The sequence below is a fragment of the Trinickia dabaoshanensis genome, from assembly GCF_002879885.1.
Lineage (GTDB): Bacteria > Pseudomonadota > Gammaproteobacteria > Burkholderiales > Burkholderiaceae > Trinickia > Trinickia dabaoshanensis.
The window spans coordinates 57,175-77,709 of sequence record NZ_PNYA01000017.1; the positions used below are offsets into that span (position 1 = coordinate 57,175).

At 63.6% G+C, this 20,535-nt stretch carries 25 protein-coding genes, 2 tRNA genes and 1 pseudogene; 11 read left to right on the forward strand and 17 right to left on the reverse strand.

The genetic code is table 11. From position 1 onward, the window contains the following. Positions 1 to 37: 37 nt before the first annotated feature. Both C0Z18_RS18635 and lepB read left to right on the forward strand, forming a co-directional pair. Positions 38 to 1,015: a Gfo/Idh/MocA family protein gene (locus C0Z18_RS18635; RefSeq protein WP_102646905.1), complete on the forward strand. Its 978-nt coding sequence runs from the start codon at positions 38 to 40 to the stop codon at positions 1,013 to 1,015. A gap of 134 nt (positions 1,016 to 1,149) precedes the next feature. Further along, positions 1,150 to 1,845, forward strand: coding sequence for a signal peptidase I (lepB, locus tag C0Z18_RS18640; protein ID WP_102646906.1), 696 nt, complete (start codon positions 1,150 to 1,152; stop codon positions 1,843 to 1,845). A 15-nt stretch (positions 1,846 to 1,860) separates the two neighbouring features. Here lepB and C0Z18_RS18645 read toward each other — a convergent pair whose 3' ends face one another. The 9 genes and pseudogenes from C0Z18_RS18645 to C0Z18_RS18685 all read right to left on the reverse strand — a co-directional run bounded on the left by C0Z18_RS18645 (position 1,861) and on the right by C0Z18_RS18685 (position 8,862). After that, positions 1,861 to 2,520 carry an amino acid ABC transporter permease gene (locus C0Z18_RS18645; protein ID WP_102646907.1) on the reverse strand — a complete coding sequence of 220 codons (660 nt, stop codon included), beginning with the start codon at positions 2,518 to 2,520 and terminating at the stop codon, positions 1,861 to 1,863. A gap of 95 nt (positions 2,521 to 2,615) precedes the next feature. Next, positions 2,616 to 3,413, reverse strand: coding sequence for a transporter substrate-binding domain-containing protein (locus C0Z18_RS18650; RefSeq protein ID WP_102646908.1), 798 nt, complete (start codon positions 3,411 to 3,413; stop codon positions 2,616 to 2,618). 99 nt (positions 3,414 to 3,512) lie between these two features. After that, complete coding sequence (locus C0Z18_RS18655) at positions 3,513 to 4,556, reverse strand: quinone-dependent dihydroorotate dehydrogenase (RefSeq protein ID WP_102646909.1); 1,044 nt, start codon at positions 4,554 to 4,556, stop codon at positions 3,513 to 3,515. An 88-nt stretch (positions 4,557 to 4,644) separates the two neighbouring features. Continuing rightward, positions 4,645 to 5,397: pseudogene (locus tag C0Z18_RS18660) on the reverse strand (arginyltransferase); the annotation flags it as partial. Between the two features lie 76 nt (positions 5,398 to 5,473). Then, positions 5,474 to 6,211 carry a leucyl/phenylalanyl-tRNA--protein transferase gene (gene aat, locus C0Z18_RS18665; protein WP_102646911.1) on the reverse strand — a complete coding sequence of 246 codons (738 nt, stop codon included), beginning with the start codon at positions 6,209 to 6,211 and terminating at the stop codon, positions 5,474 to 5,476. Positions 6,212 to 6,250: 39 nt separating this feature from the next. Then, positions 6,251 to 6,796, reverse strand: coding sequence for an NUDIX hydrolase (locus C0Z18_RS18670; RefSeq protein ID WP_102646912.1), 546 nt, complete (start codon positions 6,794 to 6,796; stop codon positions 6,251 to 6,253). A 142-nt stretch (positions 6,797 to 6,938) separates the two neighbouring features. Next, complete coding sequence (locus C0Z18_RS18675) at positions 6,939 to 7,070, reverse strand: MFS transporter small subunit (protein WP_102646913.1); 132 nt, start codon at positions 7,068 to 7,070, stop codon at positions 6,939 to 6,941. Between the two features lie 13 nt (positions 7,071 to 7,083). Continuing rightward, positions 7,084 to 8,484 (reverse strand): L-lactate MFS transporter, encoded by a 1,401-nt coding sequence (locus C0Z18_RS18680; RefSeq protein ID WP_233217384.1) that lies wholly within the window; start codon positions 8,482 to 8,484, stop codon positions 7,084 to 7,086. Between the two features lie 301 nt (positions 8,485 to 8,785). Next, positions 8,786 to 8,862: transfer RNA gene (locus tag C0Z18_RS18685), tRNA-Met, on the reverse strand. A 122-nt stretch (positions 8,863 to 8,984) separates the two neighbouring features. Here C0Z18_RS18685 and C0Z18_RS18690 point away from each other — a divergent pair. Both C0Z18_RS18690 and C0Z18_RS18695 read left to right on the forward strand, forming a co-directional pair. Further along, positions 8,985 to 9,482: a heme-degrading domain-containing protein gene (locus C0Z18_RS18690; protein ID WP_102646915.1), complete on the forward strand. Its 498-nt coding sequence runs from the start codon at positions 8,985 to 8,987 to the stop codon at positions 9,480 to 9,482. Between the two features lie 3 nt (positions 9,483 to 9,485). After that, positions 9,486 to 9,824 carry a DMT family transporter gene (locus tag C0Z18_RS18695; protein WP_102646916.1) on the forward strand — a complete coding sequence of 113 codons (339 nt, stop codon included), beginning with the start codon at positions 9,486 to 9,488 and terminating at the stop codon, positions 9,822 to 9,824. Between the two features lie 27 nt (positions 9,825 to 9,851). Here C0Z18_RS18695 and C0Z18_RS18700 read toward each other — a convergent pair whose 3' ends face one another. Beyond that, a complete protein-coding gene (locus tag C0Z18_RS18700) occupies positions 9,852 to 10,064 on the reverse strand; it encodes a hypothetical protein (RefSeq protein WP_102646917.1) in 213 nt (70 codons plus the stop codon). A 124-nt stretch (positions 10,065 to 10,188) separates the two neighbouring features. Here C0Z18_RS18700 and C0Z18_RS18705 point away from each other — a divergent pair, with 124 nt between their 5' ends. Further along, positions 10,189 to 11,340: an enoyl-CoA hydratase/isomerase family protein gene (locus tag C0Z18_RS18705; protein ID WP_102646918.1), complete on the forward strand. Its 1,152-nt coding sequence runs from the start codon at positions 10,189 to 10,191 to the stop codon at positions 11,338 to 11,340. A gap of 19 nt (positions 11,341 to 11,359) precedes the next feature. Here C0Z18_RS18705 and C0Z18_RS18710 read toward each other — a convergent pair whose 3' ends face one another. Further along, a complete protein-coding gene (locus C0Z18_RS18710; RefSeq protein ID WP_102646995.1) occupies positions 11,360 to 11,788 on the reverse strand; it encodes a hypothetical protein in 429 nt (142 codons plus the stop codon). Between the two features lie 189 nt (positions 11,789 to 11,977). Here C0Z18_RS18710 and C0Z18_RS18715 point away from each other — a divergent pair, with 189 nt between their 5' ends. Both C0Z18_RS18715 and C0Z18_RS18720 read left to right on the forward strand, forming a co-directional pair. Continuing rightward, complete coding sequence (locus C0Z18_RS18715) at positions 11,978 to 12,175, forward strand: hypothetical protein (protein ID WP_102646919.1); 198 nt, start codon at positions 11,978 to 11,980, stop codon at positions 12,173 to 12,175. A 42-nt stretch (positions 12,176 to 12,217) separates the two neighbouring features. Next, the gene (locus tag C0Z18_RS18720; protein ID WP_102646920.1) at positions 12,218 to 12,478 is read left to right on the forward strand and encodes a hypothetical protein; all 261 of its coding nucleotides are present in this window, start codon (positions 12,218 to 12,220) and stop codon (positions 12,476 to 12,478) included. A gap of 25 nt (positions 12,479 to 12,503) precedes the next feature. Here C0Z18_RS18720 and C0Z18_RS18725 read toward each other — a convergent pair whose 3' ends face one another. Both C0Z18_RS18725 and C0Z18_RS32735 read right to left on the reverse strand, forming a co-directional pair. After that, positions 12,504 to 13,766, reverse strand: a complete 1,263-nt coding sequence (locus tag C0Z18_RS18725; RefSeq protein WP_102646996.1) for an MFS transporter — start codon at positions 13,764 to 13,766, stop codon at positions 12,504 to 12,506. An 11-nt stretch (positions 13,767 to 13,777) separates the two neighbouring features. Further along, a complete protein-coding gene (locus C0Z18_RS32735; RefSeq protein ID WP_199189493.1) occupies positions 13,778 to 14,752 on the reverse strand; it encodes a PRC-barrel domain-containing protein in 975 nt (324 codons plus the stop codon). 129 nt (positions 14,753 to 14,881) lie between these two features. Here C0Z18_RS32735 and dusA point away from each other — a divergent pair, with 129 nt between their 5' ends. Together dusA and C0Z18_RS18735 are read left to right on the forward strand one after the other, a co-directional pair. Beyond that, on the forward strand, positions 14,882 to 15,880 hold the full coding sequence (dusA, locus tag C0Z18_RS18730; RefSeq protein ID WP_102646921.1) for a tRNA dihydrouridine(20/20a) synthase DusA: 999 nt from the start codon (positions 14,882 to 14,884) through the stop codon (positions 15,878 to 15,880). A gap of 80 nt (positions 15,881 to 15,960) precedes the next feature. Then, positions 15,961 to 16,036, forward strand: a tRNA-His gene (locus C0Z18_RS18735). Between the two features lie 546 nt (positions 16,037 to 16,582). Here C0Z18_RS18735 and C0Z18_RS18745 read toward each other — a convergent pair. Both C0Z18_RS18745 and C0Z18_RS18750 read right to left on the reverse strand, forming a co-directional pair. Then, positions 16,583 to 16,867, reverse strand: coding sequence for a helix-turn-helix domain-containing protein (locus C0Z18_RS18745; protein ID WP_233217385.1), 285 nt, complete (start codon positions 16,865 to 16,867; stop codon positions 16,583 to 16,585). After that, positions 16,868 to 17,185 (reverse strand): type II toxin-antitoxin system RelE/ParE family toxin, encoded by a 318-nt coding sequence (locus tag C0Z18_RS18750; RefSeq protein ID WP_102646923.1) that lies wholly within the window; start codon positions 17,183 to 17,185, stop codon positions 16,868 to 16,870. Positions 17,186 to 17,578: 393 nt separating this feature from the next. Between C0Z18_RS18750 and C0Z18_RS18755 the strand changes: the two genes are divergently transcribed. Next, complete coding sequence (locus tag C0Z18_RS18755; protein ID WP_102646924.1) at positions 17,579 to 18,001, forward strand: hypothetical protein; 423 nt, start codon at positions 17,579 to 17,581, stop codon at positions 17,999 to 18,001. A 15-nt stretch (positions 18,002 to 18,016) separates the two neighbouring features. On the opposite strand, the gene C0Z18_RS18760 is transcribed toward C0Z18_RS18755, so the two are convergent. Beyond that, positions 18,017 to 18,862 carry an ABC transporter permease gene (locus tag C0Z18_RS18760; RefSeq protein ID WP_102646925.1) on the reverse strand — a complete coding sequence of 282 codons (846 nt, stop codon included), beginning with the start codon at positions 18,860 to 18,862 and terminating at the stop codon, positions 18,017 to 18,019. Between the two features lie 16 nt (positions 18,863 to 18,878). Beyond that, positions 18,879 to 19,793 carry a nodulation factor ABC transporter ATP-binding protein NodI gene (gene nodI / locus C0Z18_RS18765; protein ID WP_102646926.1) on the reverse strand — a complete coding sequence of 305 codons (915 nt, stop codon included), beginning with the start codon at positions 19,791 to 19,793 and terminating at the stop codon, positions 18,879 to 18,881. 236 nt (positions 19,794 to 20,029) lie between these two features. Between nodI and C0Z18_RS18770 the strand changes: the two genes are divergently transcribed. Continuing rightward, positions 20,030 to 20,530: a universal stress protein gene (locus tag C0Z18_RS18770; protein WP_102646998.1), complete on the forward strand. Its 501-nt coding sequence runs from the start codon at positions 20,030 to 20,032 to the stop codon at positions 20,528 to 20,530. The last annotated feature ends 5 nt before the right edge of the window (positions 20,531 to 20,535 follow it).

Below are 20,535 nucleotides of genomic sequence, written 5' to 3' on the forward strand. Positions count from 1 at the left end.
CCGATCGGCGGCCATCCAACGAGGAAATGATTCGACGATGAACGAAACAGGAACGATCGAGTGGGGCATCGTGGGCGCGGGGCGTATCGCCCATCGCTTTGCCCAGGGGCTGGCTCACGTACGCGACGCGCGCATCGCTCGCGTCTGGTCGCGCCGCGCATCGAGCGTGGATGCGTTCGTGCAGCGCCACGGCGGGCAGCCGAGCGCGAGTTTGGACGAACTCTTGGCAAGCCATGTCGATGCCGTCTACATCGCCACGTTGAACGACACCCACGCGGATTTCGCGCGGGCCGCTCTGGCGGCAGGCAAGCACGTGCTCTGCGAGAAGCCCGCGACGCTGAACCTGCGGCAGCTCGAAGCCGTCCTCGAGGCGGCGCGCGCCTCGAAGCGTCTGTTCATGGAGGCCATGAAGCCGCCGTTCTTCCCGCTTTACCGCAAGCTGCGCGAGCATCTGCGCGACGACCCGATCGGTCCGGTCGGCCTCGTGCGGGCGGGGTTCGCGGTCGCCGACGTCCCGCACGAGCATCCCTCCTTTTCGCTGAACGAAGGCGGCGGGGCGCTGCTCGACATCGGCATTTACGAAATGTTTCTTGCGGTCGATTGGCTCGGCGCGCCGCTCGACGTGCAAACGTTCGGTCGCCTCGGGCCTTCGGGCGTCGATACGTTCGCGAGCGTCCATTGCCGGCACGAGTCGGGCATCGCTCAAATCTTTTGCGGTCTCGATCTCGACGGCAAGGGCGACGCGCTGCTCGCGGGAACGCTCGGGCATGTCTGGATCCACGAGAAGTGGTGGAATCCGGTGCGGGCGACGGTCAGTTATGCCGGCGGGCGCGTGGTCGAATTGAACGTGCCGTTCGAAGGCGGCGGGCTCAACTACGAGACGGAGCATTTTTGCGACTTGATTCGTGCGGGGGCGTTGGAGAGCCCGGTCATGACGCACGAGAAGTCGCGGCACATGATCTCGATGTGCGATGCCGCGCGGGCCTCGCTCGGCTTGAAATTCCCCGGCGAGTAACGGCTTGCCTGGCCGTTGGGCTCGAACGAGACATGCTACGATGCGCCAACTCGATCGCCGCATCGCGAGCAAGGCGTTGTTGCTGCGCGTTGACGGCTGCGCGAAGTCTCAAGGTCCCGCAAGGAGCGGCTAGCATGTCCAACTATCTCGCCAATCTCTGGCGATCGAATAAGAACCTCGTCGCCTTTTTGTTTTTGATGGTGCTTTTCCGCAGCGCGATTGCCGATTGGAACGTCGTGCCTACGGGATCGATGCTCCCGACCATTCGCATCGGCGATCGGATCTTCGTCGACAAGATGGCTTACGACTTACGCGTGCCGCTCACGCATATCGATATCGCGCATTTGGCCGACCCCAAGCGTGGGGATATCGTGACGGTCGATTCGAAGGCCGCCCACGAATTACTCGTGAAGCGCGTCATCGGCGTGCCGGGCGATGTGATCGCGTTGCGTGAGAATGTGCTGTATGTGAACGGCGTGCGCGCCGACTATCGTCCGATTGCCCAGGCACCGATGCCCGACGTCGCGTCCGGCCAGGCTGTCTATTTGACGGAACGCTTCGACGGGGTATCGCACGTGGTACGCCTATCGCCGATGGCGCCGAGCCCCGTGAGCTCGTTCGGTCCCGTCACCGTGCCGGCCGGCGAGTACCTCATGCTAGGCGACAATCGCGACGATAGCGCCGACTCGCGTTACTTCGGCTTCATCCCGCGCAAAGAAGTGATGGGCCGCGCGCGCAACGTGGCCTTCTCGCTCGATCCCGCTCACTTCTTTCTGCCGCGCGTGAACCGGTTCGGCGCGCCGCTCGACCAGTCGGTAGCCTCCAACTGATCGGCGCGTGCGCGCTCAGTGTCGCGTAGGGAGCGCAAGCCTGCGTTCGTAGGTGTGCTGCACCCATTCGAGCACCTGGCACAGCACCCAATAGACCGCCGCCGCGGCGAGGTACAGCGGCAGGGGCTGATAGGTCGAAGCGATGATCTCCTGTGCGCTACGCAGCAATTCCGTGACGGTGATGACGGAGACGAGCGACGTGTCCTTGATCAGGCTGATGAGGCTGTTCGAGAGACTGGGCACGGCGATGCGCAGTGCTTGCGGCCCGATGACGTAACGCAGCGTTTGCCGGCGCGACAGGCCCAGGCTATAGGCGGCGAGCCATTGGCCACGGTGAATACCGTTGATCGCGCCGCGCATGCTTTCCGACAGATAAGCCGCGACGTTCGCCGATAGGGCAATGACGCCCGCGGGCGTGGGATCGAGCGAAATCCCAATGCTTGGGAGTCCGTAATAAATGACGAAGATCTGCACGAGCAAGGGCGTGCCTCGCATGACGCTCACGTACAGCCGTGCGATCCAATTGAGCGGCTTGCTGTGGCTGATGCCCATCAGCGCGAGGACGACGGCCGCGATCAGCCCGAAGATCATCGAGAGAACCGCGAATTTGACCGTCAAGACGGCGCCCTGCGCGAGCACGGGCATCGATTGGACGAGCAGGGAAGTGGTGGACATGGCGTGTGTTGTTCAAGAGGACTTGGGCGGCACAAAAGCGAAGGGCGGCATCGCCTCGATGCCGCCCTCACGCGTTCGAATGCCGAACGAGCCGATTACTTGGCGACCGGCTTGGTCACGTCGATGCCGAACCACTTCTCGGAAATCTTCGCGAACGTGCCATCGGCTTCGAGCTGAGTCATCGCGTCGGAAATCGCCTTCGCGAACTTCGGATTGTCTTTCTTGAACGGAATGGCGGACGGATTGCCCGTGCCGACCATCGCGCCCGGGCGCAACGGCAATTGCGAGTTCTTGAGCAGGTAAGCCACCATCAAGCGGTCGTTCAGCGCCGCGTCGATCCGCCCGGCCGCGAGATCGCTCAGATACTCGGGTGCGCCCGGATACGTCTTCACGTCGATCCCGGCGACGGCCTTGGCCATATCCATGTAGTTCGTCCCGAGGCCGACGCCGAGCTTATGGCCTTTCAAGTCTTCGAGCGACTTGAATTGTCGGTCATCGTTCTTGCGCTGGATCAGCTCGGCACCCGAGAACGTGTAGCCCGGCGAGAAGTCGAGCACCTTTTCACGCTCGGGCGTCACGCCCACTTGATTGACGATCACGTCGAACTTGCCTGCTTGCAAGCCGGCGATGATGCCGCTCCACTCGGTCGTGATGAACTCGGGCTTGACGCCGAGCTTGCCGGCGACGGCCTTCGCAATGTCGACGTCGAACCCAACCAGCTCGCCGTTCGCGGCTTTCGAATCGAACGGCGGGAACGTGCCTTCGCAGCCGATGCGCAGCGTGCCGCGGGCCTTGACCTGATCGAGCAGGTCTTGGGCGTGAGCGGTCGCCGCCACGAAAGTGAGGCCGGCCACACCGGCGGTCAGGATCTTCTTGAACGTCGCAAATTTCATAGTTTCAGTCTCCTTTGCGAAGCGCCGGAAAAGGGGCGCTTGCGGGTGCAGCCATGATAGCGAAATTGCAATCAGGTCAGAAATATCGTTTGTTTATGTTTATATGCGAGCCGCATCGGCGTTCGCGATCGCCTCGACGCATTCGCTCACGAGCGCGGGCCCGCGATAGATGAAGCCCGTGTAGAGCTGCACGAGCGAGGCGCCCGCGGCGAGCTTGGCCACGGCGTCTTGCCCCGACGCGATGCCGCCCACGCCGATGATGGCCACCGCTTCGCCCACTTCGGCTCGCAACTTCCGGATGACGGCGTTCGAAGCGTCGAACACGGGCTTGCCCGACAGGCCGCCGGTTTCGTCCGCATGCGCCATGCCCGCGACAGCCGCGCGCGAGAGCGTCGTGTTCGTCGCGATGACCCCTTCGATCCGGTGGCGAAGCAAGGTATCGGCGATCGCCTTGATCTGTTCGTCGTCGAGATCGGGCGCGATCTTCAGCGCGAGCGGCACGAGCTTGCCGTGCAGATCGGCGAGTCGCTGCTGTTTGTCCTTCAGCGCGCCGATCAGCGCATCGAGTTCGTCCGCGCCTTGCAGTTGCCGTAGGTTCTTCGTATTCGGCGACGAGATATTGATCGTGACATAGCTCGCGAACGGGTACACGCGTTCGAGGCAGTACAGATAGTCGTCGGCCGCGCGTTCGATCGGCGTATCGGCATTTTTGCCGATGTTCAGGCCCAGGGGCCCCCGATAGCGTGCGGCTTGCACGTTCTTCACGAACTGATCCACGCCGCGATTGTTGAAGCCCATACGATTGATGAGCGCGCCGGCCTCGGGCAGACGGAAGATGCGCGGGCGAGGGTTGCCCGGCTGCGCCCGCGGCGTGACGGTGCCCACTTCGATGAAACCGAAGCCGAGCGCCGCGAGCCCGTCGATGCAAGCGCCTTCCTTATCGAGCCCCGCGGCGAGGCCGACCGGGTTGCGGAAGGCAATGCCCATCACGGTGCGCGGCAAGTCGGGTACATGCGGCGCCAGTAGCCGCGCGAGACCGGTGCGGCCCGCGGCGCCGAGCATGCCGAGCGTGAGGTGGTGGGCATCTTCCGCGTCCATGCGAAAGAGGCGGGAGCGGACGAGCGGGTAAAGGGAGCTGAACACTAGAGGGCCGGCGTTTAGGAAATGTGAAGCGCGCTATTTTACCGGTATCCGCATGGGGCATCGATCGCGCGCCTTACGGTCGCTCCGTCGGCGCCAGCGGCCCCCAGCGTCCGTCCACGAGGCCCTCTAGCGGCCGGAAGTTCGATTTATAGGCCATCTTGGGGCTTTCCCGGATCCAATAGCCGAGATAGACGTACGGCAGCCCCAAGCTCCTCGCTTGCTCGATTTGCCAAAGGATGTTGTAGGTGCCGTAGCTCGCATGGACGGCGTCGGGCTCGAAAAACGTATAAACGGAGGAGAGCCCGTCGCCGAGGATATCGATCATGCTGACCATGCGCAGCACGCCCGGGTCGATCGGCGCGTTGGCCGGCTCGCGAAATTCGACGAGACGCGAGTTGATGCGGCTATGCAAAAGGAATTGCTCGTATTGATCGCGACTGTCTCGATCCATGCCGCCGCCTGCGTGGCGCGCCGCCTGGTAGCGCATATAGAGCGTGTAATGCTCTTCCTCGTAATGCAGCGGGGAGACGGCGGCAACCAGCGCCCCATGCCGTTTCCATACTCGGCGTTGGGTGCGGTTCGGCGCGAATGCGGCAACCGGGACGCGTACCGGGACGCAGGCGCGGCAGCCTTCGCAGTAAGGTCGATAGGTAAAGACGCCCGAGCGCCGGAAACCGGCTTTGACGAGGTCGGTATAAACGTCTGAGTTGATGAGATGGCTCGGCGTCGCGACTTGCGAGCGCGCGATGCGTCCTTCCAGATAGCTGCAGGGATACGGCGCGGTGGCGTAAAACTGCAGCGCGGAAAGCGGTGAAAGCGGCAGCTCATTCGGGTGAGTCATCGGCGGCTCTCAATGCATTATCCGTTGTTCCAACGGGCCGCCTCGGGCATCGGCGAGCGGCGGCACGCGCGTCAAGCTACACCGCATGCGGCAGGACTTCGAGCAGCGCCGCCTTATCGAATTGCCACGGAATGGAAGCCGCGGCCACAGCGGTGCGCACATGGGCGACGAACGTCTTGCGCGCGATCTCGCGCCCTCCTAAAGACGCGAGATGCGGCGTATTTTGCTGGCAGTCTATCATTTCTATTTCGTGACGGCGCAGGTGACCGACGAGCGCCGCGAGCGCGATTTTCGATGCGTCGCTGACCTCGGCGAACATCGATTCGCCGAAGAACATGCGGCCGAGCGATACGCCGTACAGGCCACCCACGCGCCGGCCGTCGAGCCAGGTTTCGATGCTGTGCGCATCGCCGATGCGATGCAGAGAAGTATAAGCGTCGAGGATCTGGTCGGTAATCCAGGTGCCCTGTTGGCCACGGCGCGGCGACTGGGCGCAACTGCGCATGACGGCCGGGAAATCCGCATCGACGCGTATCTCCCAACGCGGATCGCTCAGCACCCGCTTGAGCGTTTTGCGTAGCGAGGGGGAGACTTTGAATTCGCGCGGCAGCAGCACCATTCGCGGATCGGGGCTCCACCATAAAACGGGCTGCCCGTCGGAATACCAGGGGAAGATGCCTTGGCGATACGCATCGACGAGCCGCGAAGGCAGCAAATCGGAACTCGCGGCCAGCAAGCCGGGCGCGCCGCTCGCGCGGCCGAGCGCCCGCGCGACGGGCGGGAAGGGGTCGTCGGGGCTTAGCCAGGGAACCATGCTAGGGCCTCGTCATGCAAGCAGCACGGCGGCGCGCGATCATCCGTCGCGCAAGGAGCGAAAGATATCGCCCGTATGCAGGCCGTAGGTACCGGCCGAACGGTCGGCGAAGAAGAAACGCAGCGTCTGCCCCACCGTCGGAAAAGCGATATCGTCCCAAGGAATCTCGGCCTCGTCGAACAGACGCACTTCCAGGCTCTCTTCGCCCGCTGCGACGTCGATATCGAGCAAGCGAGCGAGGTAGAACAAATGCACCTGATGCACGTGCGGCACGTTCAGCAACGAGAACAAGTGCTGCACCTCCACGCGCGCGCCGGCTTCCTCGAGCGTTTCGCGCGCGGCCGCTTCCGCCGTTGTTTCGCCCATTTCCATGAAGCCCGCCGGCAACGTCCAGTAGCCATAGCGCGGTTCGATCGCGCGCCGGCACAGCAGCACCTTGTCTTCCCAAACCGGGACGGTGCCCACGACGTTGCGCGGATTCTGATAATGCACGGTGCCGCAGTTTTCGCAAACGAAGCGTTCGCGGTTGTCGCCGGCAGGGATGCGTAAGCTGACTGCTTGGCCGCAGACTGAGCAGAATTTCATAGGGACGGTGCGGAACTGGGTGATGCGAGTGTATCACCGGGCGTGCCCGCTGCAGCGCGATGCGCGTGATGTTCGGACGCCGCGCCCGCAAACGAAAAAGCCGGGCGGGGCCCGGCTTGCTCGAGTGGTACGCGAGGCGCGTTCAGCCGAACAGTTTCATCGCTTGTTTGAGGGTATTGACGACGCCCCAAGTCAGTGGGATGAGCACGTAGGCCCAAAACACGATCAGACTGACGGCACTCGTTTGCCGCGGGGTTTGCGTGGCGTTTTGCATGACTTGGGTCTCCTTAGCGTTCGGCCGCGAGCTCGTCGTCGCTCATGTGGTGAGCGGGATCGACGCGCTTGACGAGCAGGTTGCAGACGAAGCCGACGACGAGCAGCACGGCCATGATATGGACCGTCATCGTGTACGCATCGGCTTTGGCCACGCCGTGAGCGACTTCGTAGGCGCGGATGTAATTGACGAGCACGGGGCCCGCCACGCCCGCGGCCGCCCATGCCGTGAGCAGGCGGCCGTGAATGCCGCCGACGAACGCCGTGCCGAACAAATCGGCCAAGTAAGCCGGCACCGTCGAGAAGCCGCCGCCGTACATCGACAAAATCACGCAATAGGACAGCACGAACAGGGCGATGTTGCCCGACTGCGCGAAGCTCGGGACAAGGTAGTAGAGCAGCGCGCCGAGCGCGAAGAACACGTAATACGTGTTTTTGCGGCCCAGTTTGTCGGACGACGAAGCCCAGACGAATCGGCCGCCCATATTGAACAGCGACAGCAAACCGACGAAGCCCGCGGCCGCCGAGGCGCTCACCGTATTCTTGAAGCTCTCCTGAATCATGACGGACGCCTGACCCAGAATGCCGATGCCGGCGGTGACGTTCAGGAACAGCACGAGCCACACGAGATAGAACTGCGGCGTCGTCAAGGCACGGTCGATGTGCACGTGATTGCGCGTGATCATCTTGTGACTGGTGTCCGGCGGCACCCAGCCCGCGGGCTTCCAATCGGCGGGCGGCACGCGAATGGCCATCGCGCCGATCGTCATCGAAATGAAATAGGCGATGCCGAGCACGACGAACGTTTCGGCCACGCCCACACTGGTGGCGCTTTTGAAGTGATTCATCAGCGCGACGGAAAGGGGCGCCGCGATCATCGCACCGCCGCCGAAGCCCATGATCGCCATTCCCGTGGCCATGCCGCGGCGATCGGGGAACCAGCGAATCAGCGTCGAGACGGGCGAAACATATCCGAGCCCGAGTCCGATCCCGCCGATGACGCCATAGCCGAGATAAAGCAACACGATTTGATGCAGCCAGACGCCGAGGGCGGAAACGAGGAAGCCCCCGCCGAAGCAGCACGCGGCCGTGAGCATCGTGCGGCGCGGGCCCACGTGCTCGAGCCATTTGCCCGCGAAGGCGGCCGACAGCCCCAGGAAGACGATCGCGAGCGAGAAGATCCAGCCGAGCGTCGTGAGGGACCAGTCGCCGGGGGCGGACTGCGTGATGCCGATCACCTTGGTGAGCGGGCCGTTGAACACGGAAAACGCATACGCCTGCCCGATGCACAGGTGCACGGCGAGCGCGGCGGGCGGCACCATCCAGCGCGAGAAACCCGGCTTGGCGATGGTTGCCTGTTTGGAAAGGAACGGCGGCGAACCGGCAATGCCGGTTGATTGGGGCGTGCTGCTCACTGAGGTCTCCATCTCGTACCGTTGTTGTGGGTTAGCCGGCGAGCATGCGTGCTCGACATGCGGACATAACTGTTGCGCGCTCAACGATATGAGGGGAGGGTAGTGCCTGCAATAGGAAACCGGAATGCATAAAGGGTTGTGACGGATGAGGTATCCGCAAGTTGGTCGAATATTGGTATTAGGAGGGGCCCGGAAAACAAAAAAGCCCGATCGGGGATCGGGCTTCGATGTTTTTGAAAGATGCGCGTTCGCGCGGACCTTTCAGATTCTTTCGATAATGCTGCGCTTTGGCATGAGCGCTTGGTTGCGGGGGTAGGATTTGAACCTACGACCTTCGGGTTATGAGCCCGACGAGCTGCCAGACTGCTCCACCCCGCGTCCGTCGAAAGATGAGATTATAGGGGAAACCAGAATGCGTTACAACAAAAATCGGCGGAGCCGAGCAAATTGGCGGCGCGTTCGGGAATGCCCGCGTGTCGCCGGTACGCTAGAATCGCCTCATGAACCTCGAACACGACCTGCAAGCCATTGCTCATCAGGAGCACACGCTCGTCTTCCCGCGCTTCGATGCGGCGCGCGCATGGACGCTCGGCGTCTTCCTGCGCGAGTTGGCCATCGCCCGTAATCACGCGATCGCGATCGATATCCGCACGTTCGGGCTGCCGCTGTTTTTTACCGCGCTGGACGGCACCGCGCCCGACAACTCGGCGTGGGTGCGCCGCAAAGGCAATGTGGTCGCTCATTTCCGGCGTAGCTCATACGCGGTGGGTCTGCGTTTGCAGCACACCGGCGCGACGCTCGCGGAGAAATACGGCCTGCCTGCCGCCGAGTATGCGGCGGCAGGCGGTTCCTTTCCGATTACGCTGGCGGGTGTCGGCGTGATCGGCTCCGTCACGGTGTCCGGGCTTACGCAGCGTGCCGATCACGAGCTCGTCGTCGAGGCCTTGTGCGCCGAGCTGGAGCACGATTTCGCCGCGCTCGCGCTCGACAAGGTCTGATCGATGCGCGGCTCCGCTTATGTCTGGCTTGCGGTCGCGATCGTCGCCGAGGTCATCGGCACCTCTGCGCTGCGTGCATCCGAAGGATTTACGCGATTGGCGCCGGCGCTGATCGTCGTGGCGGGGTACGGGCTCGCGTTCTACTGTCTGTCGATGACGCTCAAATCGATGCCGGTCGGCATCGTCTATGCCATTTGGTCGGGCGTCGGTATCGTCCTCATTACGCTCGTCGCGATCGTGCTATATCGGCAAGTTCCTGATCTCGCGGCCGTGGCGGGGCTCTCGCTGATCGTCGCGGGAGTCGTCGTGCTCAACGTTTTCTCCAAGATGCAAGCGCACTGAGCGCGACGATGCTCGCCGGCCCGCAAGTCACGGCTCGCCGCGGCCGCCTCGATCGACGAGCACGCGGATGCCAGCTTGCGCCACTGTTTGCCGGCTCGCTTCGCCTTCCGGAGTTGCCGCGTCCTCCCATAAGCTGATCGCGCGCGGCACGTTGATCCCGTGGCGCTCGGCGTAGTCGAACCATGCGGTCGATGCCTCGGGTTCCGGTACCGGGCGGTCGTGGAGAAAGTACTGGTCCATGGGGTGGCGCTCGCAAGAATGTCTGGCCACCATTGCGCAGCAAAAACCGGGCACGGCTCGCCGGTTTCCGCGCAAGGCCGGCGCATGCTACCTTGATCGTTTATCGACTCTTCGCCGGCCGCCCATGTCCACGCCCACACCGATTCCCAGTGCATGCGACGAAGTTCATACCCGGGTCGAAAACCGTATCGGTTTCATCGAGCTCGATCGGCCGCAGGCGCTCAATGCGCTTTCGCTGCAGATGATTCGTGCGATCCACGCTGCGTTGGACGCATGGCGCGACGACCCGCAAGTGCTTGCTGTCGTGGCTCGCAGCTTGCATCCGCGCGCATTTTGCGCAGGCGGCGACGTACGCTTTTTCTATGAGGCGGGGCGCCGCGGCGACGTTGCCGCGCGCGACGCGTTCTTTACCGAGGAATACGCGCTCGATCACGCGATTTTCACGTACACGAAACCGTACTTCGCGCTGATGCAAGGCGTCGTCATGGGCGGCGGCATGGGCATCTCGCAGGGAGCGCATCGCACGGGCGGGATGCGGATCGTGACCGAGACGACGAAGATGGCGATGCCCGAGACACGCATCGGCTTTTTCCCCGACGTGGGCGCGAGTTGGTTTCTCGCGCGCACGCCCGGCGCGCTGGGCCGCTATCTGGCGGTGACGGGGGCGACGATCGGGGCGGCCGATGCGCTGTATGCCGGATTGGCCGATGCGTATTTGGATACGTCGGCCATTGCCGCGCTGATCGAGGCGCTCGCTCACGCGCCGTTGGCCGGCGCGCGAGACGTTTGCGCGTGCGTGGACCGGTTCGTCAGCCGCACCGCGCCCGTTGCGCACCGTCGGCAAGGCGACCCGTTAGACGCGCTCTCCCTATCGGCCGCTCGCGGGTGGATCGATCGGCATTTCAGTCAACCCGATGTCGCGGCCATCCTCGCGTCGCTCGAGTCGGAGGCCGAGCCCGGCGGGCGCGAATGGGCGCAGGAGGCGATTCGTACGATGCGCGATCGATCGCCGCTATCGATGGCTGTCGCGCTCGAGGTCGTCACGCGCGCGGAGGGGCCGATGTCCGATTGTCTACGGCGCGATCTCGATTTGACGCGATCCATGTTCGATCATGGCGACGTCATCGAAGGCGTGCGTGCCCGCATCGTCGACAAGGACGATCGTCCCGTATGGCGTATCGCCCGAATCGAGGACGTGACGCGCGCCGAAGTCGAGCATATGTTCGTCAGTTCATGGCCGCTCGACGGCCATCCGCTGCACCACTTGCTGGGGTAGAGCGCGCGTCGCGCGCGGCTTAGGATTGCTCTTGCCCGGGGCGCATGAAGGCGCGCATGAACACGAGCGCTCCCCATCCCCATACCGCGTTCGCCGCGAAGCCCACGGCGAGCCGCGGCAGCATATTGCCGCTCGGCCAGATGCCGCGCGCGGGATCGACGACGAAGATGCGCGCGGCGGTGAGGACGATGCCGCCGAACACGAACGCCGGCAGCCAAGGCGCCATGCTCTCCGGACCGACACGCAGCAGCCACGCCATCAGCACGGCACACGCGCCACTCCAAATCGCATTCGCGATGAATTCGGGAATGCCGAGCGGCTGGAATGGATTGGTAGAGAAGCCCGTGGCCGCTATCAAGCCCGCCGCATGCAGCAATCCGAGCGTCGCTTCCCGGAAAAACAGCGCGGCGAGAAATCCCGAGACGAAAGGCAGAATGAACTTTTGCATGTAGTGCGGGGCGAGTGTCCTTGATGCGGGCGGCGCAACGCGCGGCCCGTACGAGCTTGCGAAGATCGAAACGAGCGTCATTATAGGCGGGGCTTGCGCAAACGCCCGTCCGCGCGCGGCGCGGCGGCCTGCGCAACGCTCAGAAAATGCTACTCTGAAAGAGCGATTGCGCATGATGAGGAGTGGGCCATGTCCAAATCGTTGAGTCCTGAAGCGGTCGAGGCGTTACGGCGCTTGGATGAAGTCGGCGTCGGTCAGGCGCCGCCGCTCGTTTCCACATCGATCGCGGCCGAGTTGATGGGTGCGGGCCTCGCCGACGAAACCGGCGGCGGGGTGATCGAAATCACCTGCGACGGGCGCAAATATTTGTCCGGGGATTGCGACTAGGCGACCTCGCGAGCACGTCGAGACGGTATCGGAGACGCGGCCATGGAACCGAACGGTATCGATATGGGCGACTATGTCGAGCGCTATCGCGGATTTACGCTCGAAGCGAGCGTCGAGCAGGTCGCGACAGGCTTGAAGTCGCATTTTCGCGTCTTGCGCGACAACGAAATCGCGCTCGATTGGCGTTTGCTGGCCGTTGACGAAACGTGGCCGACGGAGCGCGGCGCCGCCGAGCATGCGCTCGGCGCGGCGCGCGCGGCCGTCGATGCAGAGTTGATCTGCGCGTGGCCGCGCGAGTCGTAACGCTGATGCGGCGCGGGCTCGAGGCCTAGGTCGTCGACGGTTCGCGCGCGCGCTCGGCCGGGCCTGGTTCGCTCTCGTCGCGCGTCTCGGGCAGCGCGGCCCAAACGAGCAGCACCGCGAGCGCGCCGGCCGCTGCCAGGCCCATGAAACTGACCATGTTGCCGAAGCGATCGGAAACGAAACCCGCGGCGAGCGTGCTCAACGTCGCGCCGATGCCGGCCGTGAGTCCGAACAGGCCGATGCAAAGGTTGTAGTGGCCCTTGCCGCCCGCGACGTCGGCCGCGATCAACGGCAACATGACGCCGAAGACAGCCGCGCTGATACCGTCGAGCAACTGCACCGGTACGAGCAGATAGGGGCTCGAGACACCGGCGAAGAGCAGTGCACGCACCGGCAGCGCCGCGAACCCGAATACCAGAAGCGGCCGCCGGCCCCAGCGCTCGGCCGAGCGGCCGACCCACGGCGACATCGCCGCCACCACCATTTGCGGCACGATGATGCAGGCCGCGATGACGAGCTGGACGTTATCGGTCATATGGGCCGTGACTTCGCCGGCCGCGAGGTTCAGCATCGCCGCATTCGACAGATGGAACAGGGCGATACAGGCGGCGAAGATCAGCACGCGGCGATCGCGCAACAGCGAGCTGATGCTTTCCCGATGCTCGCGTGCGTCCGGCGCGGGCGCCTTGGGCGCTTGCGGCGCGCCCGCGTCGCGCGGCGTGCCGAACGCGGCCCGTCCCGTGTGCTCGATCATCGACAGTGCGATGAGGGCCGGCACCGTCAAGGCGGCGGTGAGCCAGAACACGGCGCGCGCGGACGAGTACTCGCCGAACGCACCCATCGCGGCCGCGGCGAACGCGCTGCCGATCGAGGCGAAGCGCGCGTTGCGCCCCAGCCGGTCGCCCAATGCGTGGCGGCCCACGAGGGCGAACGAAATGGCGGCGATCGCCGGCGTCAGCATACAACTGGCGAACCCGTGAAACAGCTCGGCGGCGAGTACCGGCAGCAACGTGGGGCTTGCGGCGAGCAGCAGGGCGCACGCCGCGATCGCGACGATTGCCGCGGCGCCGGCGGCCTTCTTGTTACGCAGCGCGTCGATGAGGGCGCCGGCGGGCACTTGGCTCAGCATCGCCGTGGCCGTGCCTACGCTCAACGCGATGCCGATCTCGCCTTGCGTCCACTTGTTCGCGGTCAGATAGGACGCGATGAAAGGCCCGAACCCGGTCTGGACGTTCGCCAGAAAGAAGTTCAGCCAGTCGAGCGCGCGAAGACTTCGTGAAATTGCCATCTGCGCGTTCGTTACCTTATAGGATGGCCAGCCGAGGCTGCCGTATCGGTCGCGGCCGGTGCGACCGCGCGTACCGGTTGATTGGGAACATAAGGCGGCGCGGCGTTGACCTGCGCGTCCGACAAATCCATTTGCAGCGTGAGGGCGTCGTCCTTGGCGACGAAGCGCAGCGCGGACCAATCGGCCGCGATGCTGCGCCGCTCATGAAGCAAGCCGCCGACGTCCACGACGGCGGCTTGCGGTTCTCCATGACTGTCGATGAGTACATCGACGACGCGGCCCACGCGCTCGCCGTTGCCGCGTTCGGTGGTGGCATCGATCACCCCGAGCAGGTGCGCATCGTTCGCGCCCGCGGCTGCCGGCTTGCCGGCGGCCTTTTCCTTCGCTTTCGCCGAGGCCGCGGCCGGTGCCTCGTTCGGGCCGATCGAGAGCGTGATCGGGGCGGTGCGCTGCTTCGGATCGAAGCGGAAATCGCGCCAAGGAAAGCGCATCTTACGGTCGCCTATACCGAGAAAGCCCGCGAGGTTGACGAGCATCTCGCGCGGTTTGCCGGCCGCATCGACAATCAAGTCGATGGCGCGGCCGATCACCTTGCCGTCGGGGCGCTGCACGCGGGCGTCGAGCACACCGTGGGTATCTCCCGCGGCAAGCGTGCGGGTCGAGATCAACGGCGGCGGCGGCGCGGGCTTGACGGGCGGGGGCGGCGGCGCGGGCTGCGGCTTTGGCGGCGGATGATAGACGGGCTTGGGGGCTACCCGCTTGCGTTCCGGGGCTTCCCGAGGCGCGGAGGCCGCCACGGGCGCGGATATCTGAGGCTCGGATGCGGGCTCGGGCGGCGGCTCGACGGGCATCACATTGAGGTCGGGGTCCTGCGCCGGGGTGAGCGGCGGCGGCCCAAACCATGTGCTGCACCCGGCCAGCGTTGCTAGCAGCAGCAAGAGAAAAACGCGCCCGGCGAGGCGCTGACGGGACGATCCGTCGCTCATTGACCGAAACTCCTATATGTCTGGCGGCGGGCCGGCAAAGCGGCATATTCGCAGACCCCGCCGCGTTCACGCGGCCTCCATTCTAGCGGCTGAGGTAAAATTACGGGCTTGCCGTTTGTCCTATCCGCCATGTCGCCACGCCTTCCACTCAGTCCCCGCCGGGTTTCCGTCGCTCCCATGATGGACTGGACCGATCGTCACTGCCGTTACTTTCATCGGCTGATATCGCGCCACACCTGGCTTTATACCGAAATGGTGACGACGGGCGCGCTTTTGTTCGGCGACGTGGCGCGTCATCTGGCATTCACGGCCGAGGAGGCGCCCGTCGCGTTGCAGTTGGGCGGCAGCGAACCGGACGATCTCGCCCGCGCGGCCAAGCTCGGCGAGCAATGGGGATACGACGAGATCAATCTGAACTGCGGGTGTCCCTCCGAGCGCGTGCAGCGCGGGGCATTCGGCGCGTGTCTGATGAACGAGCCGAAGCTCGTCGCCGATTGCGTGCGCGCCATGCGCGATGCCGTTTCGGTTCCCGTGACGGTCAAGCATCGCGTCGGCGTCGACGCCGTCGAGGACTATGCTTTCGTGCGCGACTTCGTCGGGACGATCGCCGACGCCGGGTGCGAGGTGTTCATCGTCCATGCGCGCAACGCGATCTTGAAGGGGCTCTCGCCGAAAGAAAACCGCGAGATTCCGCCTTTGAAGTACGAGTATGCCTATCGCCTGAAGCGCGATTTTCCGGCGCTCGAGATCGTGATCAACGGCGGCATCAAGACGCTCGACGAAGTGGATTTTCACTTGCAGCACGTGGATGGCGTCATGCTGGGCCGCGAGGCTTACCATAACCCGTTCGTGCTGGCCGGCGTGGACGCGCGTTTCTACGAGGGTGAAGGCGCGAAGACGCGCGACGAAGTGGAGGCGGGCCTGATCGAATACTGCGCGGCGGAACTCGCGCGCGGTACCTTTCTCGGTGCCATCACACGCCATGCGCTGGGTCTTTACCGAGGCGAGGCCGGCGCGCGAGGCTGGCGGCGGGTGCTTTCCGACAACAAGCGGCTGGCAAAGGGCGACCTATCGATTTTTGAGGAAGCGCGCAGCCATCTTCGCGAGCCTTCTGAAATTATCGGCTAAGGGGCTATGCAAGCGGCAATTCTATTCGTATAATCTCGCTTCTTCGTTGCTGCGGCAGCGAAGAAGCAGCAGTAACAATGGTGGCTGTAGCTCAGTTGGTAGAGTCCAGGATTGTGATTCCTGTCGTCGTGGGTTCGAGTCCCATCAGCCACCCCAAAGAATTCAAGCAAAAAGCCCAGTCCTCGCGACTGGGCTTTTTGCTTTCTGACGTCTGTGTAACCGGACTTCATCGATCGCAGTTCGCAGCATACTGCATGGTGTGCCGGAAAGGTCGGCGAGCACGAGCGCGCTACATGACTCTTCTCTCACGTCGGAGATGTTCCCCAATGCTATCGACGCAATCCGGCCGCTATCCCCTACCATCAGCATAAAAGACAAACAACACGAAGAGGCCAACATGGGCGGCTGGACTCGTATTTGGGTGGTAGTGACGGTTGTCGTGGCGGCAATTTCGGGAGCGAATTCCCTGGATTCAATGAAAGGCGCAAAAGGTAGCGCGTACGACGCCACCGTCAAGGCGCTCGCAGCTTACGACCAATGCAGAAAGGAGCTATCGGCGCCTAGGCCAACCGATAGTCAACTCGCCGAGCAAGCGAGCCTGAGCCTTGCGCGCGTGTATTGCTTCCTAAATTCGGGTTGCGGCGGGTAGCTTCCGGTTGTGAACGGCGGTCTAAATCCGACACGCGTCTGTTGGGACTCCGGCTAAGTTGCGGTCTCGAGACGCACCACCGCACGGCTCCCCGTCGCTTCCGCATAGCGGGACAGTGTACGCAGCGACGGCAACGTACGTCCGCTCTCCATGCGCGCGATGGTCGATTGCGTCGTCTGCATCCGCTCAGCGACCTGTTCCTGCGTCAGACCGGCGCGTACACGAGCGGCAATGAGTTCGCGAGCTACGGCAAATTCCGGTGCTTGCGCCTCGTATTCGGTTTTCGTCGCTTCGTCTGCTAGGAGGCGCTTCTTCAGGGTAGTGAGGTCGGTCATCATTCAGTCCTCCTTCATCCGGCAATAGGCCGTCTCGATGGCTCGGCGCGGCGTCTTCTGCGTCTTTTTTGCGAATACGTGCAACACGACCAGTCGCTGTTCGGCGCGGGCGAAATATATGGCCCGTGCAATGCCGTCGCGGCCCGTCATACGGATTTCCCAAAGTTTCCCTTCGAGGTGGCGCACATGAGGCATTCCAATGCGTTGTGGACCGAACTCGGCCAGCAGCTCTGCAACATGCAGGAAACGCGAGCGCATATCGGCAGGTAACGCTAGTAACTCGGCCTCTGCATACGGTGTCAATTGCACTTCCCACGTCATCAGTTTATCTCTTTTTTGCTATGTCCGCACCCGTTGCGGCGATCGTTCGGAAGCCATATCGGTTCCGGTCGAAGAGGAAGACGGACTGGACCTCGATCACAATCACTTTTCGACTCCATCCCGCGTGTTTCCGGCCCGCCAATGGTGACACGCACGGGTGTTGCACTAGGGTTGCATTGGAAGATCTAGGACAAACGAACCCACCGCCTCGGCGGAGCGCGGACATTTGCGGTGAGATTGCGCCGATGAAACGGTGGCGAGCGCGGAGCCTGCCGTTCGGGCGAGCGCGAAGCCGCGGAGCGGCGCACGACAGGTGGTACGATTCGTCCATTGGACGGCGGCTACGAGGCGCCGACGAGAACAACCCGAGAAACGAGCGAGCCAACACACATCATGGGCACACACAAGACCCACCCCAAACTCGAGCAAGCATTGACGCGCGGCGACCTCGCGATCCGGCAGGCGAACTCCGTGCGCGCCACGGCGGTTTTGCAGGCGCTAGGCAAGATGGTCGTCGATGCTTGCGCCACCATCGGCGTCGAAGCGTTCACGTCGATTCCCGACGGCGAGCGCATTTACGATCCCGACGGCGGCCTCTGGCCTCAGACGCTGCTGATCTCGCTCGACGGCCCCGTCGCCGAGGCCGATCCGGACGAAATCCGCACCGTATGGCTGCTGGCCGATACGCCGTCGGTCGTGTTTCGCGTCGAATGGCAACGCGCCGATGGCAAGGTCGGCCGGCACGAAGCGCGTCCGTTCGCGATGGTCGCTTTTCTTAGCGATGTCGACGTGCCGTGGAACGACGACGAAGAATGAAGCGTCTAGTGCGTCCTACCGCATCAAACGGCGTCTAAACAGTAGCGCGCACGCGAAGAGCGGCACGATCACATAGGCGGCGAGCACGGATAGATGGATGAGGGCGTCTGCAACTGGGCGCCCCAGCATCGCGGCCCGTATCAGCTCCACCGCATGGGCCAGCGGCAACGCCATCGCGGCATGACGAACACCCGGCGGCAACTGCGATAACGGAAAAAACACGCCGGAAAGCAACAACATCGGCGTGAGCACGAGCGTCTGGTAGAACATAAAAAAATCGTACGACGGGGCGAGCGCCGTCATGATCATCGCGAGACTCGCAAATGCGAGACCGGCCAGCGCCACGACAGGCAGCGCAAGCAGCATCGACGGAAACCGCGCGTAGCCAAGCAGCGCGGCCACCAACATGATCGCCGCGCCCGAAAGCACCGCCTTGCTTGCGGCCCAGGCGATTTCCCCGGCGACGATATCGCCGAGCGTAAGCGGCGTATGCATGATCGCTTCCCACGTTCGCTGCACATGCATGCGCGAAAACGCCGAATACATCGCTTCGAACGAGGCCGACATCATCACGCTCGAACCGACGGTACCGGCCGCCAGGAACGCAATATACGAGACGCCGTCGACATGGCCCACCATCAGGCCGAGCCCGAGACCCAGGCCGAACAGATAGATCATCGGATCAGCCAAGTTGCCGATCAGCGACGCGGCGGCGAGCTTGCGCCAAACGAGATAGTTGCGTCGCCAAACCGCGGCCCAATTCGTCGCGTTGGCTGGTAGGGCTAGACGCCAGCGGTTCGCGTGCGGCCGTCCGAGCGTGTCGCGCGCGCGGGTGCGCGCATCGTAAGAGGGGGCATCCATGGTTTCGTTCTCGCGTTCAATCCTGCATCTCGCGTCCCGTCAGCCTCAAAAAAACGTCTTCGAGATTCGCCGGGCGATGCACGTACCGCAGGCCCGTGCGCCCCGCCAGACGCGCATGGATAGGCTCGGCATCACGGACATAGCAAAAAAGCGTCTCGCCGCTGATTTCGGTGCGGGTCGCGAACGGCGCCAACTCGTCGCGCAAAGCCGTTGGCGCCGGACCGTACACTTCGATCACGTCGCAGCCGATTTCTTGGGCGACGAGTTCGCGCGGCGCGCCCTCGGCGATCTTGCGCCCTTCCTCGATGATGCATAGCCGATCGCATAGCCGTTCGGCCTCTTCCATGAAATGCGTCGTCAGCAAGATCGTTTTGCCGCGAGCGAGCAACGATCGCAACCGGTCCCAAATCAAGTGGCGCGCTTGCGGATCGAGCCCGGTGGTTGGCTCGTCGAGAATCAGGACCGCCGGGTCGTTGATCAGCGAGCGCGCGAGCGTGAGCCTGCGCTTCATTCCGCCCGAAAGTTCGCCGACGCGCGCATCGGCCTTACTTTCGAGACGCGCGAACTCGAGCAACTCCGGCACCATGGCGCGCGTCTTGCTCGCGGATAGGCCGTAGTAACGACCGAAGACGAGCAGGTTTTCGCGCACGCTGAAGTCAGGGTCCAGGTTGTCGAACTGCGGAACGACGCCCACGCGCTGACGCGCAAAACGCGCGCCGGACGGGATGGCATACCCGCAAAGCGCGATCGATCCGGCGTCCGGTTCGACGAGGCCAAGCAACATCTTGAGCGTGGTCGTTTTACCGGCGCCGTTCGGTCCTAGCAGACCGAAGCATTCTCCGGCGGGAACATGGAACGACAAGCCGTCGACGACGGCCTTATCGCTGTAGTACTTCACCACGTCGCGAAATTCGATGGTGTTGTTGGACATGAGGACGGACGAGGGGTGCCGCACAAGTTCAGGGCAGACGCTGCCCCATTCTATTGCATCGTGCTTCATCGTCCTCGCGTAGGCAGCGCACGTTCCGCTGATGCGGTGCAGCGCAAGGGCGGCATGATCGTAAATAGGCGGCCGGGAACTAGGCGTTTTCCTAGCCTTGCAAGTCCAGATGCGGCGCACCATGATTGAAACGACATACCGCGATCCGCGCGGGCTCGGAGGCCATGATGGCGAGCTACAAAAAAATCCTACTGTGCTATGACGGCACCCGCGAAGGGCGCAAGGCGTTGCGTTGCGGAGCCGATCTCGCGCTCGATCTCAAGGCGGAAACGCACTTGCTGTCGGTCGTCGATATGCGCACGAGCATCGCGCAAAGCGCCGGGTTGCTGACGGACGTTGCCTGCGGCCGGTTCGAGGATGCCGCACGCGAGATTCTTCAAGAAGGCGTGGATTGGCTCACCGAACGCGGCGTGCTAGCGCACGGCCATTTCGCCTTCGGGCACCCGATCGACGAGATTGCCAATCTTGCCGATGAGCTGAAGGTCGATCTGATCGTGGTTGGCCACCGCGCGCGCAGCGGTTTATCGCGATGGTGGATGGGCTCGGGCAATACGCTTCTTCTCGATCGCGTGTCCTGCAGCATTCTCGTGGCAGTCTCCGCCGCACGCGAGCAGGAACCCATGGAGACGAATACGACAGCCGTATCGGCAGGCGGCACGGGCGGTTGAGGGCG